Below are 17,598 nucleotides of genomic sequence, written 5' to 3' on the forward strand. Positions count from 1 at the left end.
TGCTACATCAATACCCTGCACTATACAATGAGAATTTTTTTGCTTCTGGCTGTTTTTTCTGTGTACGTATCTACTGCTTATGCTCAGCTTGAGAGTCTGGGTAAAAATGTAAATACACAATATAATGAGATAGCCCCCACGATTTCTCCTGATGGGAAAACACTCTATTTTTCAAGAGTAAGTCATCCGCAGAATACACATGGAACGAAGGGAAGTCAGGATATATGGTTTTCAGAATTGAAAAACGATACCTGGACACTAGCACGCAAGTTACCGGCACCTCTCAACAAAGAAGATTACAATAGCTTGTATAGTATCACGCCGGATGGGAACACCATCCTGATTAAGGGTTCATATAAAAATGGAGTCTACGAAACAAGGGGTTTTTCGACCAGTAAAAAAACAGCACGTGGTTGGACTCCCCCTAATAAAATTGATATACCCGGCTATTCGAAGATCAGCAAAGGGCAATTTGACTGCGGATATCTTTCAACAGATGGAAAGGTACTGGTAATGTCTTTTAGTGAGAAGAAAAACAGTAAGGTCGATGATCTTTATGTCAGCTTCAAACAGAAAGATGGTTCATGGAGTAAGCCTTTAAACCTCGGTCCGGAGATCAATAGTGAGGAGTTTACTGAAACTACGCCATTTCTTGCAGCAGACGGCGTAACCTTGTATTTCTCGAGTGATCGTAAAGGCGGACAAGGGAGCAATGATATTTATTATAGTAAAAGGATTGATAAAAGCTGGAAAAGGTGGAGTCGGCCGGTAAATCTGGGTGAGAAAATCAATACAGATGGTTATGACGCCTACTATTCCATATCGGCTTTGGGGGACTACGCCTATATGGTTTCATTCAAGGATACTGAAGGAAAAGGTGATGTGGTTCGCTATAATTTAAAACCGAAAATGGTGGAAGGGGATACCGCTCAGGCTCCGATAGCCGCTGTGCCTGCACCGGATCCTGTGGCGATGATCAGTGGAAAAGTAATTGATTCAAAAACAGGAAAGCCTGTAGAAGCAACCATCGTTTATGAAGATCTGGAGACGGGAGAGGAGGTGGGGACTGCTACTACCAGCCCTGTTACAGGTGAGTATAAGCTGATATTGCCAAAAGGTAAAAAGTACAGCTGGCGTGCAATAGCTCCTAATTTCATTGCCGAAGGAGAAAACGTCGATCTGACAGATTCCACTGCGGACGGGAAGTCCAGAGATTTTAGTGAGATTACAAATAAATCACTAAAATTGATTCCGATTGAAGAAGGACAGATCGTAAGGCTGAATAACATTTTCTTTGCCACTGGAAAATCTACATTGAATAGCCAGTCGTTTCCGGAACTCGATCGTATCGCGATCACCATGCAGGAAAATAAAACCATGTTTGTAGAGCTCGGCGGGCATACAGATAATGTCGGGGCAGATGATTTCAATTTGAAACTTTCGCAGGATCGTGCAGATTCGGTTCAGGAATATTTGATTGGGAAGGGTGTAGAGCCTGACAGAGTGAAGAGTAAAGGATACGGAGAGACAGTTCCGGTAGCTAAAAATGATACACCGGAGGGACAGCAGAAAAACCGGCGGGTAGAATTTAAAATATTGAAAAAATAATGATTACTTAGAGGCCGGTTTTCCGGCCTCTTTCATTTTATAATCCCTGAGAAATGTCTTTCAAACGGTCGCCTGCTATTGGCTTTATCTTCGTCACGCTGCTGATTGATGTGATTGGACTTGGTATTATTATTCCTGTAATGCCCAAACTGATCAATGAACTGACTGGCGACAGCATCAGCGAAGCGGCCAGGGATGGAGGTTGGCTTCTGGTTACCTACTCATTGGTGCAATTTCTTTTTGCACCGCTTATTGGCGGGATCAGTGACAGGTTTGGCCGTCGGCCCGTATTACTGGCATCGCTGTTTGGTTTTGGTGTCGACTACCTGTTTCTGGCATTTGCCCCTACACTTGCGTGGTTGTATATAGGCAGGGTCGTGGCAGGGATTATGGGCGCAAGTTTTACAACAGGAGCTGCTTACATTGCAGATGTGAGTACACCAGAAAAACGCGCTCAAAACTTCGGACTGATCGGAGCGGCCTTTGGTTTAGGATTTATTATTGGTCCTGTCATGGGCGGTCTGTTAGGGCAGTTTGGCTCACGCGTGCCGTTTATGGCTGCTGCCGGGCTCTCTTTTGTCAACTGGCTGTATGGTTATTTCATTTTGCCGGAATCGCTGAAGCCCGAGCACCGTCGGAAGTTTGAATGGAAAAGGGCTAATCCGCTTGGTGCATTTATTAATCTGACGCGGTATCCTGTCATTTTTGGTCTGATCGGCGCTTTGACATTGGTATATTTGGCCATGCATGCAGTTCAGAGTAACTGGTCATTTTATGTGATTGAAAAATTTGGCTGGGGAGAGGCTCAGATTGGCTACTCTCTGGGCGCCATTGGATTGATGAGTGCAATTGTTCAGGGTTATCTGATACGTCTGATCATTCCTAAACTGGGGCAAAAGCGCGGGGTTTATATAGGTTTGCTGTTGTACGCCCTCGGATTTACTTTGTTCGCCTTTGCTGCAAAGGGCTGGATGATGTATGTTTTTATGATTCCATATATGCTGGGTGGTATTGCGGGACCTTCATTACAGGGTATAATTTCCACGCAGGTCAGTTCCAGTGAGCAGGGAGAGGTGCAAGGTGCACTGACTAGTCTTCAAAGTCTGACTTCTATTTTTGGTCCGCTCATTATGAGCAATCTTTTTGCAACCTTTACTGCTTCTTCAGCACCCGCTTATTTTCCCGGAGCACCTATGCTTTTGGCAGCTTTGTTCACACTTATCGGTGCGTTTATGGCCAGAGCCAGTCTGAAAAAAAATAGAAGTACTAATACAGAACAACAAGCAGGATAAATACTACCAGCCACAAAGCATCTACAAAATGCCAGTAACGGGTAACCAGTTTCAGCCGTAATACATTGGGCGGATTTACACTATAAACAAATGAATCGATATAGGTCCGGTTTTTAATCGCCTTCCTGAAGAGCAAGTAAAGCAGTACGACTCCTGCCAGTATGTGTACTAAATGGAGACCGGTAAGCAGGTAAACAAAACCTGCTGAATTGTTGTCGTGAAGAAAGACATTAGATTCTATCATTTCCAGCCATCCTGTGATCTGTAGTACCATAAAGGTCAATCCCAGAATAGCTGTACTTCCTAAAAAAACGCGATAATGCAGAAACCTTTCCTGCACAAAGGCAAGATTCGCCTCATGTAAGGTAATGCTGCTGAAAAGAATAATCAGCGTACTCAGCCAGAACATATCCGGGAGCGCGACGAAGTAATTATTCTCTTCATTCATTTTGAAAAGATATACAACAAAAATAGAAGTGAACAGTAAAGTACTGCCGATTACACCGAGCCAAAGCATAAAGCCAAATGGCTCCCTTCTTTTTGAGAAGAGATTTTCCTGTGGTTTGGTAGATGGCTTAGTGCTCATTGCTGTATAGTTGTTCTTTCTTACTCAAAAGTAACAAGTGAATGTCATTCCATTTCTATTCACCACCTGGATACTTTCTGTTGTAATTCAGTTAATTTAATTTCCCCTGCCATATGTTGTAACGATCGAAATGGCCAGATAAGTCAGTTTCTTCTTCAAAAATTCCGTATAAAGTTGAGCCGGAGCCGCTCATTGCTGCATATAAAGCTCCTTTCTGGTATAAACTTTCCTTGATTTGCTCTAAAACGGGATGCATTTTAAAAATACCTGCTTCAAAATCATTCCTGATCGTATCTTTCCACAAAGAAACCGGACTATTGATCAATACCCTCAGATCGGTTTCCGGATGGGTTGGCTTGACGCCCGAATATGCCTCAGCCGTTGAAATATGGATACCCGGATTGACCATCACGATCCATTTTCCGGAAAGTGAAAGATCTGTTTTTTCAAACTGATCGCCCTTGCCATAGCAATACATTGGACTGTTTAAAATAAAGAAAGCGCAATCGCTGCCTAATCTACGTGCATAGTCAATTTGTTTTTCCTGATGAATACCCAGGTCAAAAAGTTGATTGAGTGCGCTGATGGTAAATGCCGCATCCGCTGAACCTCCTCCCAATCCTGCACCAATAGGTATCGCCTTTAAAAGATGGATATGAACAGGGAGTAAATCAAAATCAGCGGAAAGCATATGATATGCCTTTAAACATAAATTTTCACTCTCACTTCCGGGTATTACAATTCCATCTGCAGAAAAACGTGTTGCATCAGATAAGGTTATTTCAAGTGCATCGGTCCAGCCTACCGGATAGAATAGTGAGGAGATGTTATGAAATCCATCTGGTCGCTTTTCGATGATATTAAGCCCTATATTGATTTTGGCATTCGGAAATACAAGCATGCAATTGTTGATATTGTCGTCCACAAATATCTGTAATTATCCGGCATCATGGTTTCGAGCTGTATTAATCTTTATGGTTGTTTTAGTAAAAGGCATTAATTTGGAGACCATAACCGTATAATCTTTGAAAAACACAATCGAAAAAATAGCAAGTCTGGGTGCGGGTCAAAAGGTGATCGATCTTATTTTGCCTTTACTAATCAGAGAAGAATTGCCTAAGGGATATATGTTGCTTCGAGAGGGGAGAACAGAGCGTTCTTTCTTTTTTCTGGAACAGGGTGTGGCAAGGGCCTTTCACCAGGCTGACGGCCGTGATGTGACATTTTGGTTTGGTGCAGAAGGTGAAATTTTGTTGTCGTTGAAAAGTTATTTTTCCAATTTGCCGGGTTCTGAAAGTATAGAGCTTCTTGAAAAGTCAGTGGTTTATAAAATTCCATATCATGTCCTGCAGGATTTGTACCAGTCTGATCTGGATATGTCTAATTGGGGACGCCGTTTTGCCGAATCGGAGCTGGTGAAAGCAGATAAGCGCTATCTGAATCAGCAATTTAAGACGGCCGCTGAGCGATATGAGGAGTTCATCCGTGATTACCCAGAACTTGTTAACAGGATACAATTAGGTCACATCGCTTCTTATTTGGGTGTGAGCCAGGTCACCCTAAGTCGTATTCGCGCTGAACGGCGCTAATTACTTTTTTAACAAATGTAAAATTGATTGTGCTTTAAGAAGCAGAACTTTGCTTCACAATCAATGGAGGCGCGTGTGCGCCACTCAACTAATGGCCTGGATATTTCTTTTGATCGCAGGAGCCTTTGAAGTAGGCTTCACAACCTGTCTGAAACTGTCAGGTAATTTCAGCAATACCAAATGGAGTATTGCATTCCTCCTATGTGTCAGTGCGAGTTTCTTGTTCCTGAATAAGGCGATACAGACAATTCCTCTGGGGACAGCCTATGCAGTGTGGACCGGAATAGGTGCGGTGGGTACCGTTCTGATTGGTATCTTTTTTTACAAAGAGCCTTCAGATTTCTGGCGTCTATTATTTGTTTTCCTCTTGATCGGTTCTATCATCGGATTGAAGGTAGTATCGAAATAGAGAGGCTATCCATCAAAAAGCCGCGGTACTTATGACAGTTGCCGCGGCTTTTTCATTGATCTGTTCCTATTTACCCCATCGCCATTCTTTGCCCAACTCCAGTTCCTGTTTTAAGCCTTGCGAAATAAGAAAGTCTCTGGTAGCCGTATCAGAAAGTCTGGAAACTGCCAGCTTATCTGCCATTGATAGCGCATAAAGATACATGGAACCTATTCTGACCGTGTTTTCGAGCTGTTGTTTATCCACCAGACTGAAATCATCACAATCGGCATGATAGCATTGCAGCACCGCCGGAGAGAGTCTGCCGGAAAGACCTGCTATAGGAACACCTTCCAGCATAAATGGTTGGTGATCGCTGTGCAGACCAGCTCTGTTTTGTAGTTCATTTTTAAATTCAGGATCTACTTTTTGTACTGCGGCTCCGACGTTTGTAAAAAATTCAGTCATATCTTCCCTACCGAACGTATTTGCTCCGGATGGGTCGTTGGTCATATCAAGGTTCATCATATAACTAACCTTGTTGATGCCCCCCGATTTCTTGAGCGTTTCAACAAAATGTTTGGATCCGAGCAAGCCTTGCTCTTCGCCCATAAACAACACAAATTGTATCGTACGCTCCGGTTTCACTTTCAATGATCGGAATGCACGGGCAATATCCATCACTGCGAAAGAACCTATACCATTGTCAATTGCACCAGTGGCAAGATCCCAGGAGTCGAGGTGTCCGCCAATGATGACCTTTTCGTCCGAATTACCCTTCAAAGTAGCAATGATGTTACGTGCTTTGATTGGTTTGGAGATATTGTGCATATCAATATTTGCCTCCAGGGGAGCTTCTTCTTTCAGCCATTTACGGACTTCATCACCACTTTCACTGGATATACATACAGCCGGAATAGAAATGATGGCACCGGTTACTGATGCTGTTCCGGTAAGCAGAATATTGCCGGGAGCACCGTTAACCATGATGATACCTGTCGCCCCGTATTGAATGGCCAGTGCCGTTTTTTCAGATCGGTGCAGGTTCTTTTTTCCCGGTGCATCTTTGAGCCCGATATTTGCCAAAACGACTCTTCCCTTCACCTTGTCTTTGATTGCTTCAAAATCTTCAGGAAGGCCGTTACCTACGTCTATAATCTCACCCTGAATTTTTGAGTCAACCGGTGAATGGGCCAGGGCCACTACACCTACATCACGGAAATTATCACTATTCCCAGGTGCAATGCTTAGGGTAACTGTATCCCTCATCCACGCTTCCACTTCAAACGGTTGGTATACCACGTCACTGAAGCCATAGCTCTTCAATAATTTGAAAGCATACTCTTCAGCTCTTGCACCATTACTGCTTCCTGTAAGCCTGTGTCCTATTTTTTTTGTAGCATCACCAAGCGTTTCATAGGCTTTGCTGTTTTTTCGTATTTCTGAATCCAATCGGGAGAAGGGCTTTTCCCATTTTTTATCTCTCGGTTTAAAGCCGGAGAAAATAAATAGGAAACAGGCGGATAGAATTACTTGTACAATTTTCTTCATAAACAAAATATTAATGTTCCTTGCCTTGTCTCGTCCTGCGAGGATTATGGTTCTATGGGGATAACACAATTTAGACTCCAATAGTCTCTATTACCGCAATAAAACTTTTTTAAAGATATGATTTTTCCCACATTAATGCGGTATTAATATTCATGTAAGATAGCCTGAATCATTTACGTGTAAAATTTACACTTAATTAAGAGTAATTCTTTACTACCGGGAACATTTTTGTAAGTTTTAGCGCTTATCTTTAAAAATTCATAGATATATAATCACTTTTAAAATAATAAACATGTATTTCCTGGGATTTGATTTAGGCAGTTCTTCCGTTAAAGCCTGTTTACTCCATGCAGATACCGGAGCGGTGGCTGCCTCAGCATTTTATCCTGAAAAAGAGATGACGATAGAGGCTCCCAAGCCTGGTTTCGCAGAACAACAACCTGAATTATGGTGGGAGAATGCCTGTCTGGCTTCGAAAGCTGTGATGGACAAAGCCGGAATTGCCGCTGATGAAGTGGCTGCAATTGGAATTTCTTACCAAATGCATGGTCTGGTGGTGGTTGACAAAGATATGAATGTGCTTCGTCCTTCCATTATCTGGTGCGATAGCCGTGCCGTAGAAGTAGGTAATAAAGCAATGGAAGCCATTGGTGAAGAATATGTATTGCCTCATTTATTGAATTCGCCTGGAAACTTTACAGCTTCCAAGCTGGGTTGGGTAAAGCAGCATGAGCCGGATGTATATGCCAAAGTATATAAGTTTATGTTGCCTGGAGATTATCTCGCAGCAAAAATTACCGGTGAAATCGTAACAACACCTTCCGGGTTATCAGAAGGGATATTCTGGGATTTTGTAAACAACAGACCTGCTGATTTTCTTTTCAATCATTTCGGTTTTGATGCATCCTTAATGCCTACGGTTTTGCCTACGTTCTCGGAACAAGGACGTGTAACAGCGGAGGCAGCCACTGCCCTGGGGTTGAAAGCAGGGATTCCTGTGACATACCGCGCGGGTGACCAGCCTAACAATGCTTTTTCATTGAATGTACTGGAGCCGGGTGAAGTAGCAGCAACTGCCGGAACTTCAGGTGTAGTGTATGGGGTGAGTGATCAGATTAAATTTGATTCTTTGTCGCGTGTCAATACATTTCTGCACGTAAATCCGGTAACAGAGGCTGCCCGCTATGGCGTATTGTTGTGTGTGAACGGAACAGGTAGCCTGAACGGCTGGTTGCGTAATGAACTGATGCAGGGTAGTGTTTCCTATCCTCAGATGAACGATCTGGCTGCGAAAGTGCCGGTAGGATCTGATGGCTTGCTATGTCTGCCATTCGGAAATGGTGCTGAACGTATGCTTGAAAACCAGGATCCGGGTGCTAATTTCAAAGGATTGCAGTTCAGCCGTCACGGATTAGGACATTGGACACGTGCGGCGCAGGAAGGCATTGTTTTCGCACTTTATTACGGGATGGAAATTATGGAAACGGTGGGTGTGTCGCTGAAAAATATCAGAGCAGGGGAAGCCAACATGTTCCTGAGTCCTGTATTCCGTGAAACTTTTGCCAACGTATCCGGAGCGACTGTGGAGCTGATCAATACAGATGGCGCCCAGGGTGCAGCCCGTGCGGCCGGGTTTGGTCTGGGTCATTATAAAACACGTCAGGAAGCATTTACAGGACTCACTGCTGTAAAAACCATCGAACCGGATGCACAACTAACCGAAGCAACCAAAACTGCTTATGCAAACTGGAAAGAGGCTTTGCTAAGTAACTGATCGTTTTTAAAATAATTTGAAAAATAGTTGATTGGCAGGTCATTCCATTTCCTGCCAATCCTATTTCCCACATTCTTGTCAGCGCTCTCACACCCTGGCTTCCTGTTTTTTTATCACTTCCTCTACCTTGAAGGCAAAAATTTCTACGACTTTAACTGTCAGATTTTCTTTATTCTGATACTGACGATAGGTGATTTTTCCTTCAACCGATACTGATTTTCCTGTAATAAGTAAGGCTTCACACTGCGTTGCGACCTGGCCCGATGCAACGATTGTGTGCCACGAGGTATTTTTCACTTCTTCTTTATTTCTGTTGATGTAGTTCTCGTTGGTAGCCAGCGAGAAGGTAATCAGTTTACGGTCATCAAATTCTTTTACGTTGATTTCACGTCCTACGTTTCCGATCAATTTTACTGAGTTCATGTCTGTTATTTTAAGATGAATATTTTTGTTGAAGCCAACCCGTTTCTGAATCGACATGACAAAGGTGTAAGCTTTCGGAAAAACGATTCGGTTGTTAACTGTTTACAGTCATCTAAAAACATTTACACCCATTTGCAAATGGATATAGAAGAATTATTGAATTTTTATATATTGCATAAAAGGTTGATATACACACCTCTTTGTTAATATTGAATACCATGGCAGATTGTTTGGAATGCGGCAAGCCGCTGGCAGGCAGGATTGATAAGAAGTTTTGTTCCGACATGTGCAGGAACGCATATAACAACAGGTTAAATTCAGATTCATATAATCTGATCCGGAATATGAATAACCAGCTTCGCAAGAACCGGAGAATACTGGAAGAAATTTGTCCGGATGAAAAAGCCAAATGCAGCAAATCTACATTGACCAGTAAAGGTTTTGATCTTAACCTGATCACGAGTATTCGGCCCACACAAAAAGGCAACGTCTATCATTTTGTATATGATTACGGATACCTGGAGCTGGACAATGATATTTATCTGATCGTGAAAGATAAGAGGCTGGATAAATAGTTTTCTGCATCATATCTGTGCAAGCTTCTCATTATCAGGTAGCTGGATGCCAAGGGCTAATCGCTTGCTACAGACAGCTTCATATATCTAAAATTAGGCTATTTTTGCAGTCTGATTCAAACCACCGCACAATGAAAAAAGTTAGTTTAAGTGATTCCGGACCAAAAGTATCTGAAGCCATCTATGGTTTCTGGAGATGGACAGATGAAGGTTCTGTAACAACTGCCAATATCGAAAAGACAATTAATCTGTGTCTGGAACTTGGAATCAACACCTTTGACCACGCCGATGTGTATGGACGATTTACGATAGAAGAGCATTTCGGTAAAATCATCCGGAACAAATCCTTCCGTCGAGATGAAATCGTACTTTTCAGTAAGTGTGGTATCAGGTATTCTGACAATGGAAAATTTACCTATTACGATACATCCCGCGATCATATCATCAATAGCATTGATGGTTCGCTGAAAAGGCTTCAAACCGATTACCTGGATATATTTTTACTCAATCAGAGCGATTTTCTTACCGACCCGGAAGAAACCGCAGGAGCACTGGCAGAGGTTGTAAAGTCGGGAAAGGCGAAGCACATAGGCGTAACGAATTTTTCGGTATTCCAACACCAGCTGTTGGCTTCATACCTGCGTATCCCCATTGTTACGAATCATATTGAACTGAACCTGATGAACACGTCGGCTATCGACGACGGTCGTATCGACTATATTAAACAATGTTTCAGCAAACCTCTGGCGTGGGCTCCTCTGGCCGGCGGGAAAATCCTGAACGGAACTGATGAACATGCTGTGAAGCTAAGAGCCAAATTGCAGGAAGTCGGGGAGAAGTATAATGCCAATATCGAGCAAACTGCCGTAGCGTGGCTGATGAAGCTGGGTACTTTGCCTATTATAGGCTCACAGTCAGAAAGCAGGATCAGAAACGCCGCTAGTGCCTCGGATATCAAACTGAGTCATCAGGATTGGTATGAGATATATAATGCGTCCAGGTAATTCGGAGTGGTCGGTTAGTTCCAGTACCAGATGTATAATCCGAGCCATATACCCCGCCATGTGATGATCAGGCTCATGAATATAAAAAAAGCCATAAAGGAAATGTCAACATCGAATTTCTTGTAGGGATCAAGATAGGTGTGGTATTTGTGGCTATATATCACTTTTGTGGTAGAGCCCACAGTGGTACTGCGAAACCATCTTGACCCAGCCACAATATAGATCGGGACATGCCCGTGCATGATCCCGATTTTACTTTTTGAGCCACGACTTCCGTTACTCCGGATTTTCTGTATGACAGGAACTTCTATAAGTGCCCCGGTTTGTTTCGTTTGTAGTTCTGTTTGATAACCGCGGTAAATGTTGATTGCGATTAACACCACAACAGCCAGTATCAATGGCCATAACCAGAACTCCCTTTTCTCCTGCCAGAATCTGCTATCTCGAAATAAGAATTCCCCAATCATTTCCGCTGTAGACTTTATATTTTTCTGAAAAGCTACCCATGTTCACACCCAGTGAAAAGTTGAGCAAACTATTGAAATAGCCAACATCTTCACCTTCCGGTACATCTCCAAAAGTATTAACATAAGTAACTTTATCCTCATACACCTTGCGCTCACCATGCAAAACGGTCACATTTATTTTCTCTCCCATCTTTACGTTCAATCTGGCGAAAGTTTCCTTGTCGATGTTGGTCCATATGTTACCATACTGAATATCCAAAACAGGAATATTACCACGTACTCTGCCTTCGGAAAACGAGGGCTTTTGATAAGAAATAGACTCGACTTTGCCCGGAAGCTTTGGGCCAACTTTTTCAAAAGAGATCGTTTTGGAGGCCAGACGTGCGGCGGTGTAGGCGTATACATCCCTACCATGAAATGTGTATGAAGCCAGGGAGTTTTTCCGTCGGTTATTGGCTTCGTCAATTTCCCGTACTTCCTGAATACCGAGCTGCTCGGCTACGAGTGTGAGTGTGCCGTTGTCGGGAGTTACGAAATAATGACCTGATTTCGTGAGCAGCACCACTGATTTCCGTGTGGTGCCCACACCCGGATCCACTACTGACACAAACACAGTTCTCGCCGGCCAGTAGGGGGCCGTTTGCATCAGGCGATAAGCCGCTTCCCAGATGTTGTAGGCCGGAATCTCATGTGTAAGGTCATACATGCGAATATCCGGCGAAACCCCGGCCGCAACGCCTTTCATAGCTGCTACAGCTCCGTCCTTCAACCCGAAATCGGATTGGAAAACAAGCATATTGTTCTGGGCAGAGGCGGCACTCAGGATTGCTGAAAGCAGATAGGTGAGTAAGTAGCGCATGGTGTTTTCGGGTGTCGTGAGGAAATGGTCAGGTTTTGTTCAAGCATTGTCTTGTGTGGACAGGGATTGTTGAAGTTACTTGATGCGGACAATTTGAACAAGGGAAATTTAGTGTAAGAGGTTTTATACCTGGACTGAAGATACATTGGGAAGGTGCAGCGCACCGTAATAAAGATGGTTCCTACCATGGAATTTCGCCAGTTGAAGGATTAGTTTCTTCACTGAAAAATTGACCTGTCGGGCCGTCTTGGTCAATCAATGCATATTTCACAATACGTTTCGCTGCATCTTCTATTTCACCTCCATTATTTCCTGTGAAATCCGTTTTGGTATACCCAGGACACACCGCATTGACCTTAAAAGCCGTATTGCGCAATTCATAAGCCAGATGGACTGTATACATATTCAAAGCGGCTTTGGATGACGCGTATACTGCGTATTTAGCATAATCGTAAGCAGGCCAGTCGGGGTTGCTTTGCAGAGAAAGTGAAGCTACACTCGTACTTACGTTGACAATTCTCGGCGCATCGGATCTCCGCAAAAGATCAATAAAAGCCTTTGTGACGCTGGCCGTACCTATGACATTGGTGTGAAAGGCTGCAGCGAATTCGTCCGGGCTTGCTTCCAGAGCCGTGTAAGGAGCGCTGCCTCCATTGATACCCGCATTATTGATCAGTATATCCAAAACAGACGTTCTTGAGCCGATTGCCTCTCTTGCTACTTTGACCTCAATTTCATCCGTAATGTCCACGTGTACGGCTTCAACCCGGGAGAAGCCGTTGGATTTTAATTTTTCAACAGCTTGTAAGCCGTTGCGTAAATCCCGGCTTCCGAGATAAACGTAAAATCCCTGTTGCAGTAATTGTTTTGCAGTTTCGAACCCTATTCCTTTGTTGGCTCCGGTAATGAGTGCTGATTTCATTTGTTTCATTTTTAAATTGATGAAGCAAAATTGCAGCGTATCAAAATGGGATTTTTTACCAAATGGTAAATTCGGATTACCGGATATTTTTCCGGATCCTGCTCAGCGATTGTTGCGTTACGCCCAGGTACGAAGCAATGTAGACAAGCGGAATGCGATTGGTAAGCGCTGGGTAATTGTCAATAAATTCCAGATAGCGGGTAGTGGCGTCCTGTGAAATGACAGGCCCATTTCTGGATTTCTTGTACATACAAAGCTGCACCATTTTGTTTTTGATAGCGTCCCAGCCGACAATCGTTTGCGAGAGTTCTTCCCAGGCTTGTTTTGAAAATACAATGAGTTTACAATCCGTACATGCCTGGATGTACTCCGATGAAGCGGCATTCAGATCAAAATTGATATAATCGGCTACCAGACTATTTTCGCTGATAAAACAACGCGTGATTTCCTCTCCCTTGTTGTTGTAATAACAGCCCCGCAACACACCTTCCACCACAAAACCCACCTGCCGCGGAATATGCCCCGCCTCCGAAAAATAAGCATCTTTCCGAAACTCCATCTCCGTAGCTTTTCTGGTGATGAGTTCGATTTGCTGAGGCCTCAGGTTGCCGAATTGTAGGATGTATTCTGTAAGTTGTTTCATTAGGGGCTGAAGGGATTTGGGATTAGATAATAGCCACTTTTCAAATACTCAGCCGTTTTACCCCCGATTGCAAATCGGGGCGAACGGGCAATGTATTGATATAGTATAGTGAGCGAAGGTGCAGAGCACTGCGATATTTGTAGCAGTTAAATAAGAAACAAAGTTCCCTCACTCCTTCAACGCCTTTGCATCCAACTTCCGAATCATATCCTTTTTATTAAACAATAATCTCCATACGGCGAACGGCGTTTCCTGGGTAGGCATACAGGCTTTGCAGACGGGGCTTTCGGCGGTAGCGGGGACGTTGTAGACGATGAGGGTGTCATTTAGTTGTTGTACGTTGTCGGTCACTGCTGCCTTGGCTTTTGCACTATACAGGTAGGCTTCCAGCAGTTCTTTTTCTTTTGGATTGAGGTCTTTATTGGTGATATCTACTTCTCCCAATAGCTGAATATGTACACCGTATTCTTTTTCCATGGCGCTGATGAGCGGGATTTGGGATAGGTCTTTGCAGTAGGCTGTCGCTTTTTCAGGATTGGCGGCCAGTTCTTTCTCAAGAGTCTTTTCTGTGATTTTGGATATTTTTTTACCCCATTCGTCGATGGTATAGATCAGCTGGGTGGTGGTCACGCGCTTGATCTGCGACGCCTTGATCTCCCTGGAAAGTTCTTTGGTATTTTCAAGCCGCTTTGCCTGGCAGCCGCTGAGGATGGCCAGCACTGCTACGGTATAAGCAAAAGACCGTATAAACTCGTATTTTGGATATTTCATGATGACAGAATTTGAACAATAATATGCGATGCAAAGGTGGTTATTTTGGCTCTTAATCCTTATTTCCCAGACCGGAAGATTTCATTCACGCTGTCATTCAGCATTCAAAACTGAATATTCCTTATCTTTGTGCCCCAAATGGGCATGCCCCAAGATACCATATTATCATGCTAGATAAATTAGAAGCTATAAAGGAGCGTTTCGAAGAGGTTTCGCAACAAATCATCCAACCTGAGATCGTTTCGGATTCTACCCGCTATTCCAAAATTAGTAAGGAATACAAGGACCTGGGTAAGATCGTTGATAAATATACCATTTACCAGAAACTGCAAAAAGATATTGCAGGAACCAAGGAGCTGATTGATAACGAGAAGGATGAGGATTTAAGGGAAATGGCCAAGGAGGAACTCAATGAGCTTAATCCAAAAATGGAGATCCTTGAACAGGAAATCAAGGAGTTGCTTATTCCAAAAGATCCTAATGACAGCCGTAATATCATTCTCGAAGTTCGGGGTGGGACAGGTGGTGATGAAGCTGCCATATTCGCTGGTGATTTGTTCCGCATGTACCAACGGTTTTTTGAGAAAATGGGTTGGCGTACATCTATCATGGATTTTACGGAAGGTACCAACGGAGGTTATAAAGAGATCATCGTGAAGGTGGAGGGTGAAGATGTATATGGAAAGATGAAATTTGAATCCGGAGTACATCGCGTGCAGCGTGTTCCGCAAACGGAATCTCAGGGACGTATCCATACTTCCGCAGCATCAGTAGCCGTATTGCCTGAGGCAGAAGAAGTCGACGTACAAATCAATATGGGCGATGTGAGGATCGATACTTTTATGTCGTCGGGAGCGGGTGGACAGTCGGTAAACACTACGTACTCAGCGGTACGTCTGACGCACATTCCGTCGGGTCTGGTGGTGAGCTGCCAGGACGAACGTTCTCAGCTGAAAAACAAAGACAGGGCTTTGAGCGTACTGCGTTCACGTTTGTATGAAATAGAGCTTAAAAAACATAACGACGCGATCAGTTCACAACGTAAGACGATGGTGGGAAGTGGCGACCGTTCCGATAAGATCCGTACCTATAACTATCCGCAGAGCCGGATTACCGATCACCGCATTGGTTACACCGTGTACAATCTTCCTGCTGTAATGGAAGGAGACATTGCCGAATTTATCGAAAGACTGCGTATCGCTGAAAATGCGGAAAGAATGCAGGAGGGCGAAGCGGTTTAATTTACTTAAGGCGACGGACTTTTGAGATAACCCTGTAAGGGTTTAATATGAATAGCCCCGGATGAAAATCCGGGGTCATGAAATTTTAGTCACAAACCCGCAACCCTGTAAGGGTTGAACCAACTATTACCGCGCCGGGTACAATCCCGGATACGTCTTTCCTTTATACGTTTCGAAAGGCTCCTTTTTGTGGTAATCTTCTCCGAAAAACGTAATCACCTCATGGAACTCCTTCGCTTTCATATAGCCTGGTAAAGGCTGTATCATCTGAAACTGGTCATCCAGAAAAACCGTGGTAGGGTAACTTGGCTGATTGTTGGTGAGTGCCAGCGCCAGTTCGTGCGTACGGCCCTGCGACACAAATTTTTTATACCCAATCGTAATCGCTTCCTTCTGCTCGGCATTTAGTTTGACAGCGTAGTATTTTTTATTGATATAGTCGACAACCGCTTTGTTTTTAAAAGTTTCCTTGTCCATTACCTTGCACCAACCACACCAGTCAGTATACACATCAATCAGAATCTTGCGTGGCTCCGACTTCATTTTGGTATAAGCCTGTTCGATCGTCAGCCATTGAATGGCGTCTGCCGGTTTTTCTGCTACATCAGAACGGAAGCCCGTTAGGACTGCAATTACCAGAATAATGAGCGGATAGATGGAAAACTGCTTTTTCATGTTGATAACTTGTACGTATAGGTGGATAACGCAGATTTTATTGAATTAATTGGCTGATGGCCTGGGATTCATCCATGAACCTGGTTTTTAGCTCGGACAGGCTCATACCTGCTTGGTTTTAGCCAGTGATACCATAATCCCTCCTGCAATAATAAGCCCCATACCAGCCAGCGAAGAAATGGATGGGAAAGCTTCTCCCATGAAAAAACCGATCAGCACAGAGAAAAGGATATTGGAATAGCCAATGGCGGCAACCCGTCCGGCCTTATCGTAGCTGAACGATTGTGTAAGCATTTTCTGTCCTATCAAAGCCGTCAATCCCAATGCAAGAAAAGCGAGCCATTGGCCGGCGGTTTCAGGCCATTTGAATGTACCGATCAGGAAATCCAGCCCGTCCATTGGAAAATAGGTTCCAACCAGCATGGAGATAATCGGCATCAGTATGCCACTCAGCATAAAAGATAAAATAATAGCGCGGGAATCATACACCCAGCCAAGTTGGCGGATCGAGACATACGAGATCGCAGTCAATACTGCATTACCAAGTCCGAGCACATTGTCCCGCCACAGCAGCGAAAGATCAGGCCTGAAGACAAGCAGTATACCACTAAAACCAATGAAAATAGCCGCCCATTCTCTTTTGTTCAGCGTTTCTCCTATGAGCAGCCAGGATAGCAGGGCGAGGAAAATAGGATAAGTATATTGATAGGTGGATGCACGTCCAAGGCCCAGCGTCTGGATGGCGTAAAACAGCAGGTATAGCGAAAGCGTACCTACAATACCGCGAAAAATCAATAGTCCGAGTTTACCACCTCCTTTTTGTTCTAATGGCCGATTACGGATACTTGATAAAATGAATATAACCCCGACAATGTTCCTGAAAAATACAAGCTGTACTATATGGAATTCTTTTCCGATATGCTTGGATATAGCTGAAGTAAGCGAAAAGAAAAATGCCGCTCCAAGCATCAGGATAATGCCTTTCTGAGATTCTGGGAAAGTAAAGCGGTTGTCGGCTGTGGCAGTCAAGGGAAATAAGATTTTTACAAAGATAGAGATTAGGTTACACAGAGGTGTACGGAGACAAAAAGAGAATCGCAGAGTTTACCTTTTTAAAATGCCGTGAGGCATGTAATATTGGTAGCAAGGTTGGGGTGCAGATTTCCTTAAAGTGCCGTCAGGTATGCAACATCGGTAGAGAAATAGTTCCCTGGTATTTGATATTACATC

19 protein-coding genes are annotated in these 17,598 nt (G+C 43.7%); 8 read left to right on the top strand and 11 right to left on the bottom strand.

Annotation, left to right across the window (positions count from 1 at the left end; translation table 11 throughout):
• Positions 1-27 precede the first annotated feature (27 nt).
• Both AC1XUE_RS22285 and AC1XUE_RS22290 read left to right on the top strand, forming a co-directional pair.
• Positions 28-1,608 (top strand): OmpA family protein, encoded by a 1,581-nt coding sequence (locus tag AC1XUE_RS22285; protein ID WP_483358223.1) that lies wholly within the window; start codon positions 28-30, stop codon positions 1,606-1,608.
• Positions 1,609-1,661: 53 nt separating this feature from the next.
• On the top strand, positions 1,662-2,900 hold the full coding sequence (locus AC1XUE_RS22290; RefSeq protein ID WP_483358224.1) for a TCR/Tet family MFS transporter: 1,239 nt from the start codon (positions 1,662-1,664) through the stop codon (positions 2,898-2,900).
• Here the strand turns inward: AC1XUE_RS22290 and AC1XUE_RS22295 are convergent.
• Positions 2,875-3,486, bottom strand: coding sequence for a cytochrome c oxidase subunit 3 (locus AC1XUE_RS22295; protein ID WP_483358225.1), 612 nt, complete (start codon positions 3,484-3,486; stop codon positions 2,875-2,877). The two genes, AC1XUE_RS22290 and AC1XUE_RS22295, sit on opposite strands and share 26 nt — an antisense overlap.
• Positions 3,487-3,577: 91 nt before the next feature.
• Complete coding sequence (gene ispE / locus AC1XUE_RS22300; protein ID WP_483358226.1) at positions 3,578-4,411, bottom strand: 4-(cytidine 5'-diphospho)-2-C-methyl-D-erythritol kinase; 834 nt, start codon at positions 4,409-4,411, stop codon at positions 3,578-3,580.
• Between the two features lie 100 nt (positions 4,412-4,511).
• Between ispE and AC1XUE_RS22305 the strand changes: the two genes are divergently transcribed.
• Together AC1XUE_RS22305 and AC1XUE_RS22310 are read left to right on the top strand one after the other, a co-directional pair.
• Positions 4,512-5,075 carry a Crp/Fnr family transcriptional regulator gene (locus AC1XUE_RS22305; RefSeq protein WP_483358227.1) on the top strand — a complete coding sequence of 188 codons (564 nt, stop codon included), beginning with the start codon at positions 4,512-4,514 and terminating at the stop codon, positions 5,073-5,075.
• Positions 5,076-5,166: 91 nt separating this feature from the next.
• Positions 5,167-5,484, top strand: coding sequence for a DMT family transporter (locus AC1XUE_RS22310; RefSeq protein ID WP_483358228.1), 318 nt, complete (start codon positions 5,167-5,169; stop codon positions 5,482-5,484).
• 66 nt (positions 5,485-5,550) lie between these two features.
• Here AC1XUE_RS22310 and AC1XUE_RS22315 read toward each other — a convergent pair whose 3' ends face one another.
• Positions 5,551-7,014, bottom strand: coding sequence for a M20/M25/M40 family metallo-hydrolase (locus tag AC1XUE_RS22315; protein WP_483358229.1), 1,464 nt, complete (start codon positions 7,012-7,014; stop codon positions 5,551-5,553).
• A 292-nt stretch (positions 7,015-7,306) separates the two neighbouring features.
• On the opposite strand from AC1XUE_RS22315, the gene AC1XUE_RS22320 reads away from it, so the two are divergent.
• Positions 7,307-8,788, top strand: a complete 1,482-nt coding sequence (locus AC1XUE_RS22320; RefSeq protein WP_483358230.1) for a xylulokinase — start codon at positions 7,307-7,309, stop codon at positions 8,786-8,788.
• Positions 8,789-8,875: 87 nt separating this feature from the next.
• On the opposite strand, the gene AC1XUE_RS22325 is transcribed toward AC1XUE_RS22320, so the two are convergent.
• Entirely contained in the window at positions 8,876-9,211 is a 336-nt protein-coding gene (locus tag AC1XUE_RS22325; protein ID WP_483358231.1) for a single-stranded DNA-binding protein, read from the bottom strand.
• Positions 9,212-9,429: 218 nt separating this feature from the next.
• Here AC1XUE_RS22325 and AC1XUE_RS22330 point away from each other — a divergent pair, with 218 nt between their 5' ends.
• Complete coding sequence (locus AC1XUE_RS22330; protein ID WP_483358232.1) at positions 9,430-9,786, top strand: DNA gyrase inhibitor YacG; 357 nt, start codon at positions 9,430-9,432, stop codon at positions 9,784-9,786.
• 131 nt (positions 9,787-9,917) lie between these two features.
• On the top strand, positions 9,918-10,790 hold the full coding sequence (locus AC1XUE_RS22335) for an aldo/keto reductase (RefSeq protein WP_483358233.1): 873 nt from the start codon (positions 9,918-9,920) through the stop codon (positions 10,788-10,790).
• A gap of 14 nt (positions 10,791-10,804) precedes the next feature.
• Here AC1XUE_RS22335 and AC1XUE_RS22340 read toward each other — a convergent pair whose 3' ends face one another.
• The 5 genes from AC1XUE_RS22340 to AC1XUE_RS22360 form a co-directional block, all read right to left on the bottom strand.
• Positions 10,805-11,257, bottom strand: a complete 453-nt coding sequence (locus AC1XUE_RS22340; RefSeq protein WP_483358234.1) for a hypothetical protein — start codon at positions 11,255-11,257, stop codon at positions 10,805-10,807.
• Positions 11,229-12,116, bottom strand: a complete 888-nt coding sequence (locus AC1XUE_RS22345) for an SAM hydrolase/SAM-dependent halogenase family protein (protein ID WP_483358235.1) — start codon at positions 12,114-12,116, stop codon at positions 11,229-11,231. Before AC1XUE_RS22345 ends, AC1XUE_RS22340 begins: the two co-directional genes overlap by 29 nt.
• 181 nt (positions 12,117-12,297) lie before the next feature.
• Positions 12,298-13,038 (bottom strand): SDR family oxidoreductase, encoded by a 741-nt coding sequence (locus tag AC1XUE_RS22350; protein WP_483358236.1) that lies wholly within the window; start codon positions 13,036-13,038, stop codon positions 12,298-12,300.
• Between the two features lie 76 nt (positions 13,039-13,114).
• On the bottom strand, positions 13,115-13,681 hold the full coding sequence (locus AC1XUE_RS22355; protein ID WP_483358237.1) for a Crp/Fnr family transcriptional regulator: 567 nt from the start codon (positions 13,679-13,681) through the stop codon (positions 13,115-13,117).
• A gap of 168 nt (positions 13,682-13,849) precedes the next feature.
• Positions 13,850-14,452 carry a hypothetical protein gene (locus AC1XUE_RS22360; protein ID WP_483358238.1) on the bottom strand — a complete coding sequence of 201 codons (603 nt, stop codon included), beginning with the start codon at positions 14,450-14,452 and terminating at the stop codon, positions 13,850-13,852.
• A gap of 167 nt (positions 14,453-14,619) precedes the next feature.
• Between AC1XUE_RS22360 and prfA the strand changes: the two genes are divergently transcribed.
• The gene (prfA, locus tag AC1XUE_RS22365) at positions 14,620-15,693 is read left to right on the top strand and encodes a peptide chain release factor 1 (RefSeq protein ID WP_483358239.1); all 1,074 of its coding nucleotides are present in this window, start codon (positions 14,620-14,622) and stop codon (positions 15,691-15,693) included.
• A gap of 126 nt (positions 15,694-15,819) precedes the next feature.
• Here prfA and AC1XUE_RS22370 read toward each other — a convergent pair whose 3' ends face one another.
• Both AC1XUE_RS22370 and AC1XUE_RS22375 read right to left on the bottom strand, forming a co-directional pair.
• Positions 15,820-16,368, bottom strand: a complete 549-nt coding sequence (locus tag AC1XUE_RS22370; protein ID WP_483358240.1) for a thioredoxin family protein — start codon at positions 16,366-16,368, stop codon at positions 15,820-15,822.
• Positions 16,369-16,470: 102 nt separating this feature from the next.
• Positions 16,471-17,397 (bottom strand): DMT family transporter, encoded by a 927-nt coding sequence (locus tag AC1XUE_RS22375; protein ID WP_483358241.1) that lies wholly within the window; start codon positions 17,395-17,397, stop codon positions 16,471-16,473.
• Positions 17,398-17,598 lie beyond the last annotated feature (201 nt).

The sequence above is a fragment of the Dyadobacter sp. HNCC25DJ187 genome (assembly GCF_056895255.1).

What these genes read in the sequence shown, in the direction of transcription:
- AC1XUE_RS22350 (WP_483358236.1), bottom strand. Translation starts at nt 13,038, where the DNA reads ATGAAATCAGCACTCATTACCGGAGCCAACAAAGGAATAGGGTTCGAA.
- AC1XUE_RS22330 (WP_483358232.1), top strand. Translation starts at nt 9,430, where the DNA reads ATGGCAGATTGTTTGGAATGCGGCAAGCCGCTGGCAGGCAGGATTGAT.
- AC1XUE_RS22335 (WP_483358233.1), top strand. Translation starts at nt 9,918, where the DNA reads ATGAAAAAAGTTAGTTTAAGTGATTCCGGACCAAAAGTATCTGAAGCC.
- AC1XUE_RS22295 (WP_483358225.1), bottom strand. Translation starts at nt 3,486, where the DNA reads ATGAGCACTAAGCCATCTACCAAACCACAGGAAAATCTCTTCTCAAAA.
- prfA (WP_483358239.1), top strand. Translation starts at nt 14,620, where the DNA reads ATGCTAGATAAATTAGAAGCTATAAAGGAGCGTTTCGAAGAGGTTTCG.
- AC1XUE_RS22355 (WP_483358237.1), bottom strand. Translation starts at nt 13,681, where the DNA reads ATGAAACAACTTACAGAATACATCCTACAATTCGGCAACCTGAGGCCT.
- AC1XUE_RS22345 (WP_483358235.1), bottom strand. Translation starts at nt 12,116, where the DNA reads ATGCGCTACTTACTCACCTATCTGCTTTCAGCAATCCTGAGTGCCGCC.
- AC1XUE_RS22285 (WP_483358223.1), top strand. Translation starts at nt 28, where the DNA reads ATGAGAATTTTTTTGCTTCTGGCTGTTTTTTCTGTGTACGTATCTACT.
- AC1XUE_RS22325 (WP_483358231.1), bottom strand. Translation starts at nt 9,211, where the DNA reads ATGAACTCAGTAAAATTGATCGGAAACGTAGGACGTGAAATCAACGTA.
- AC1XUE_RS22315 (WP_483358229.1), bottom strand. Translation starts at nt 7,014, where the DNA reads ATGAAGAAAATTGTACAAGTAATTCTATCCGCCTGTTTCCTATTTATT.
- AC1XUE_RS22310 (WP_483358228.1), top strand. Translation starts at nt 5,167, where the DNA reads ATGGCCTGGATATTTCTTTTGATCGCAGGAGCCTTTGAAGTAGGCTTC.
- AC1XUE_RS22320 (WP_483358230.1), top strand. Translation starts at nt 7,307, where the DNA reads ATGTATTTCCTGGGATTTGATTTAGGCAGTTCTTCCGTTAAAGCCTGT.
- AC1XUE_RS22290 (WP_483358224.1), top strand. Translation starts at nt 1,662, where the DNA reads ATGTCTTTCAAACGGTCGCCTGCTATTGGCTTTATCTTCGTCACGCTG.
- AC1XUE_RS22340 (WP_483358234.1), bottom strand. Translation starts at nt 11,257, where the DNA reads ATGATTGGGGAATTCTTATTTCGAGATAGCAGATTCTGGCAGGAGAAA.
- AC1XUE_RS22370 (WP_483358240.1), bottom strand. Translation starts at nt 16,368, where the DNA reads ATGAAAAAGCAGTTTTCCATCTATCCGCTCATTATTCTGGTAATTGCA.
- AC1XUE_RS22360 (WP_483358238.1), bottom strand. Translation starts at nt 14,452, where the DNA reads ATGAAATATCCAAAATACGAGTTTATACGGTCTTTTGCTTATACCGTA.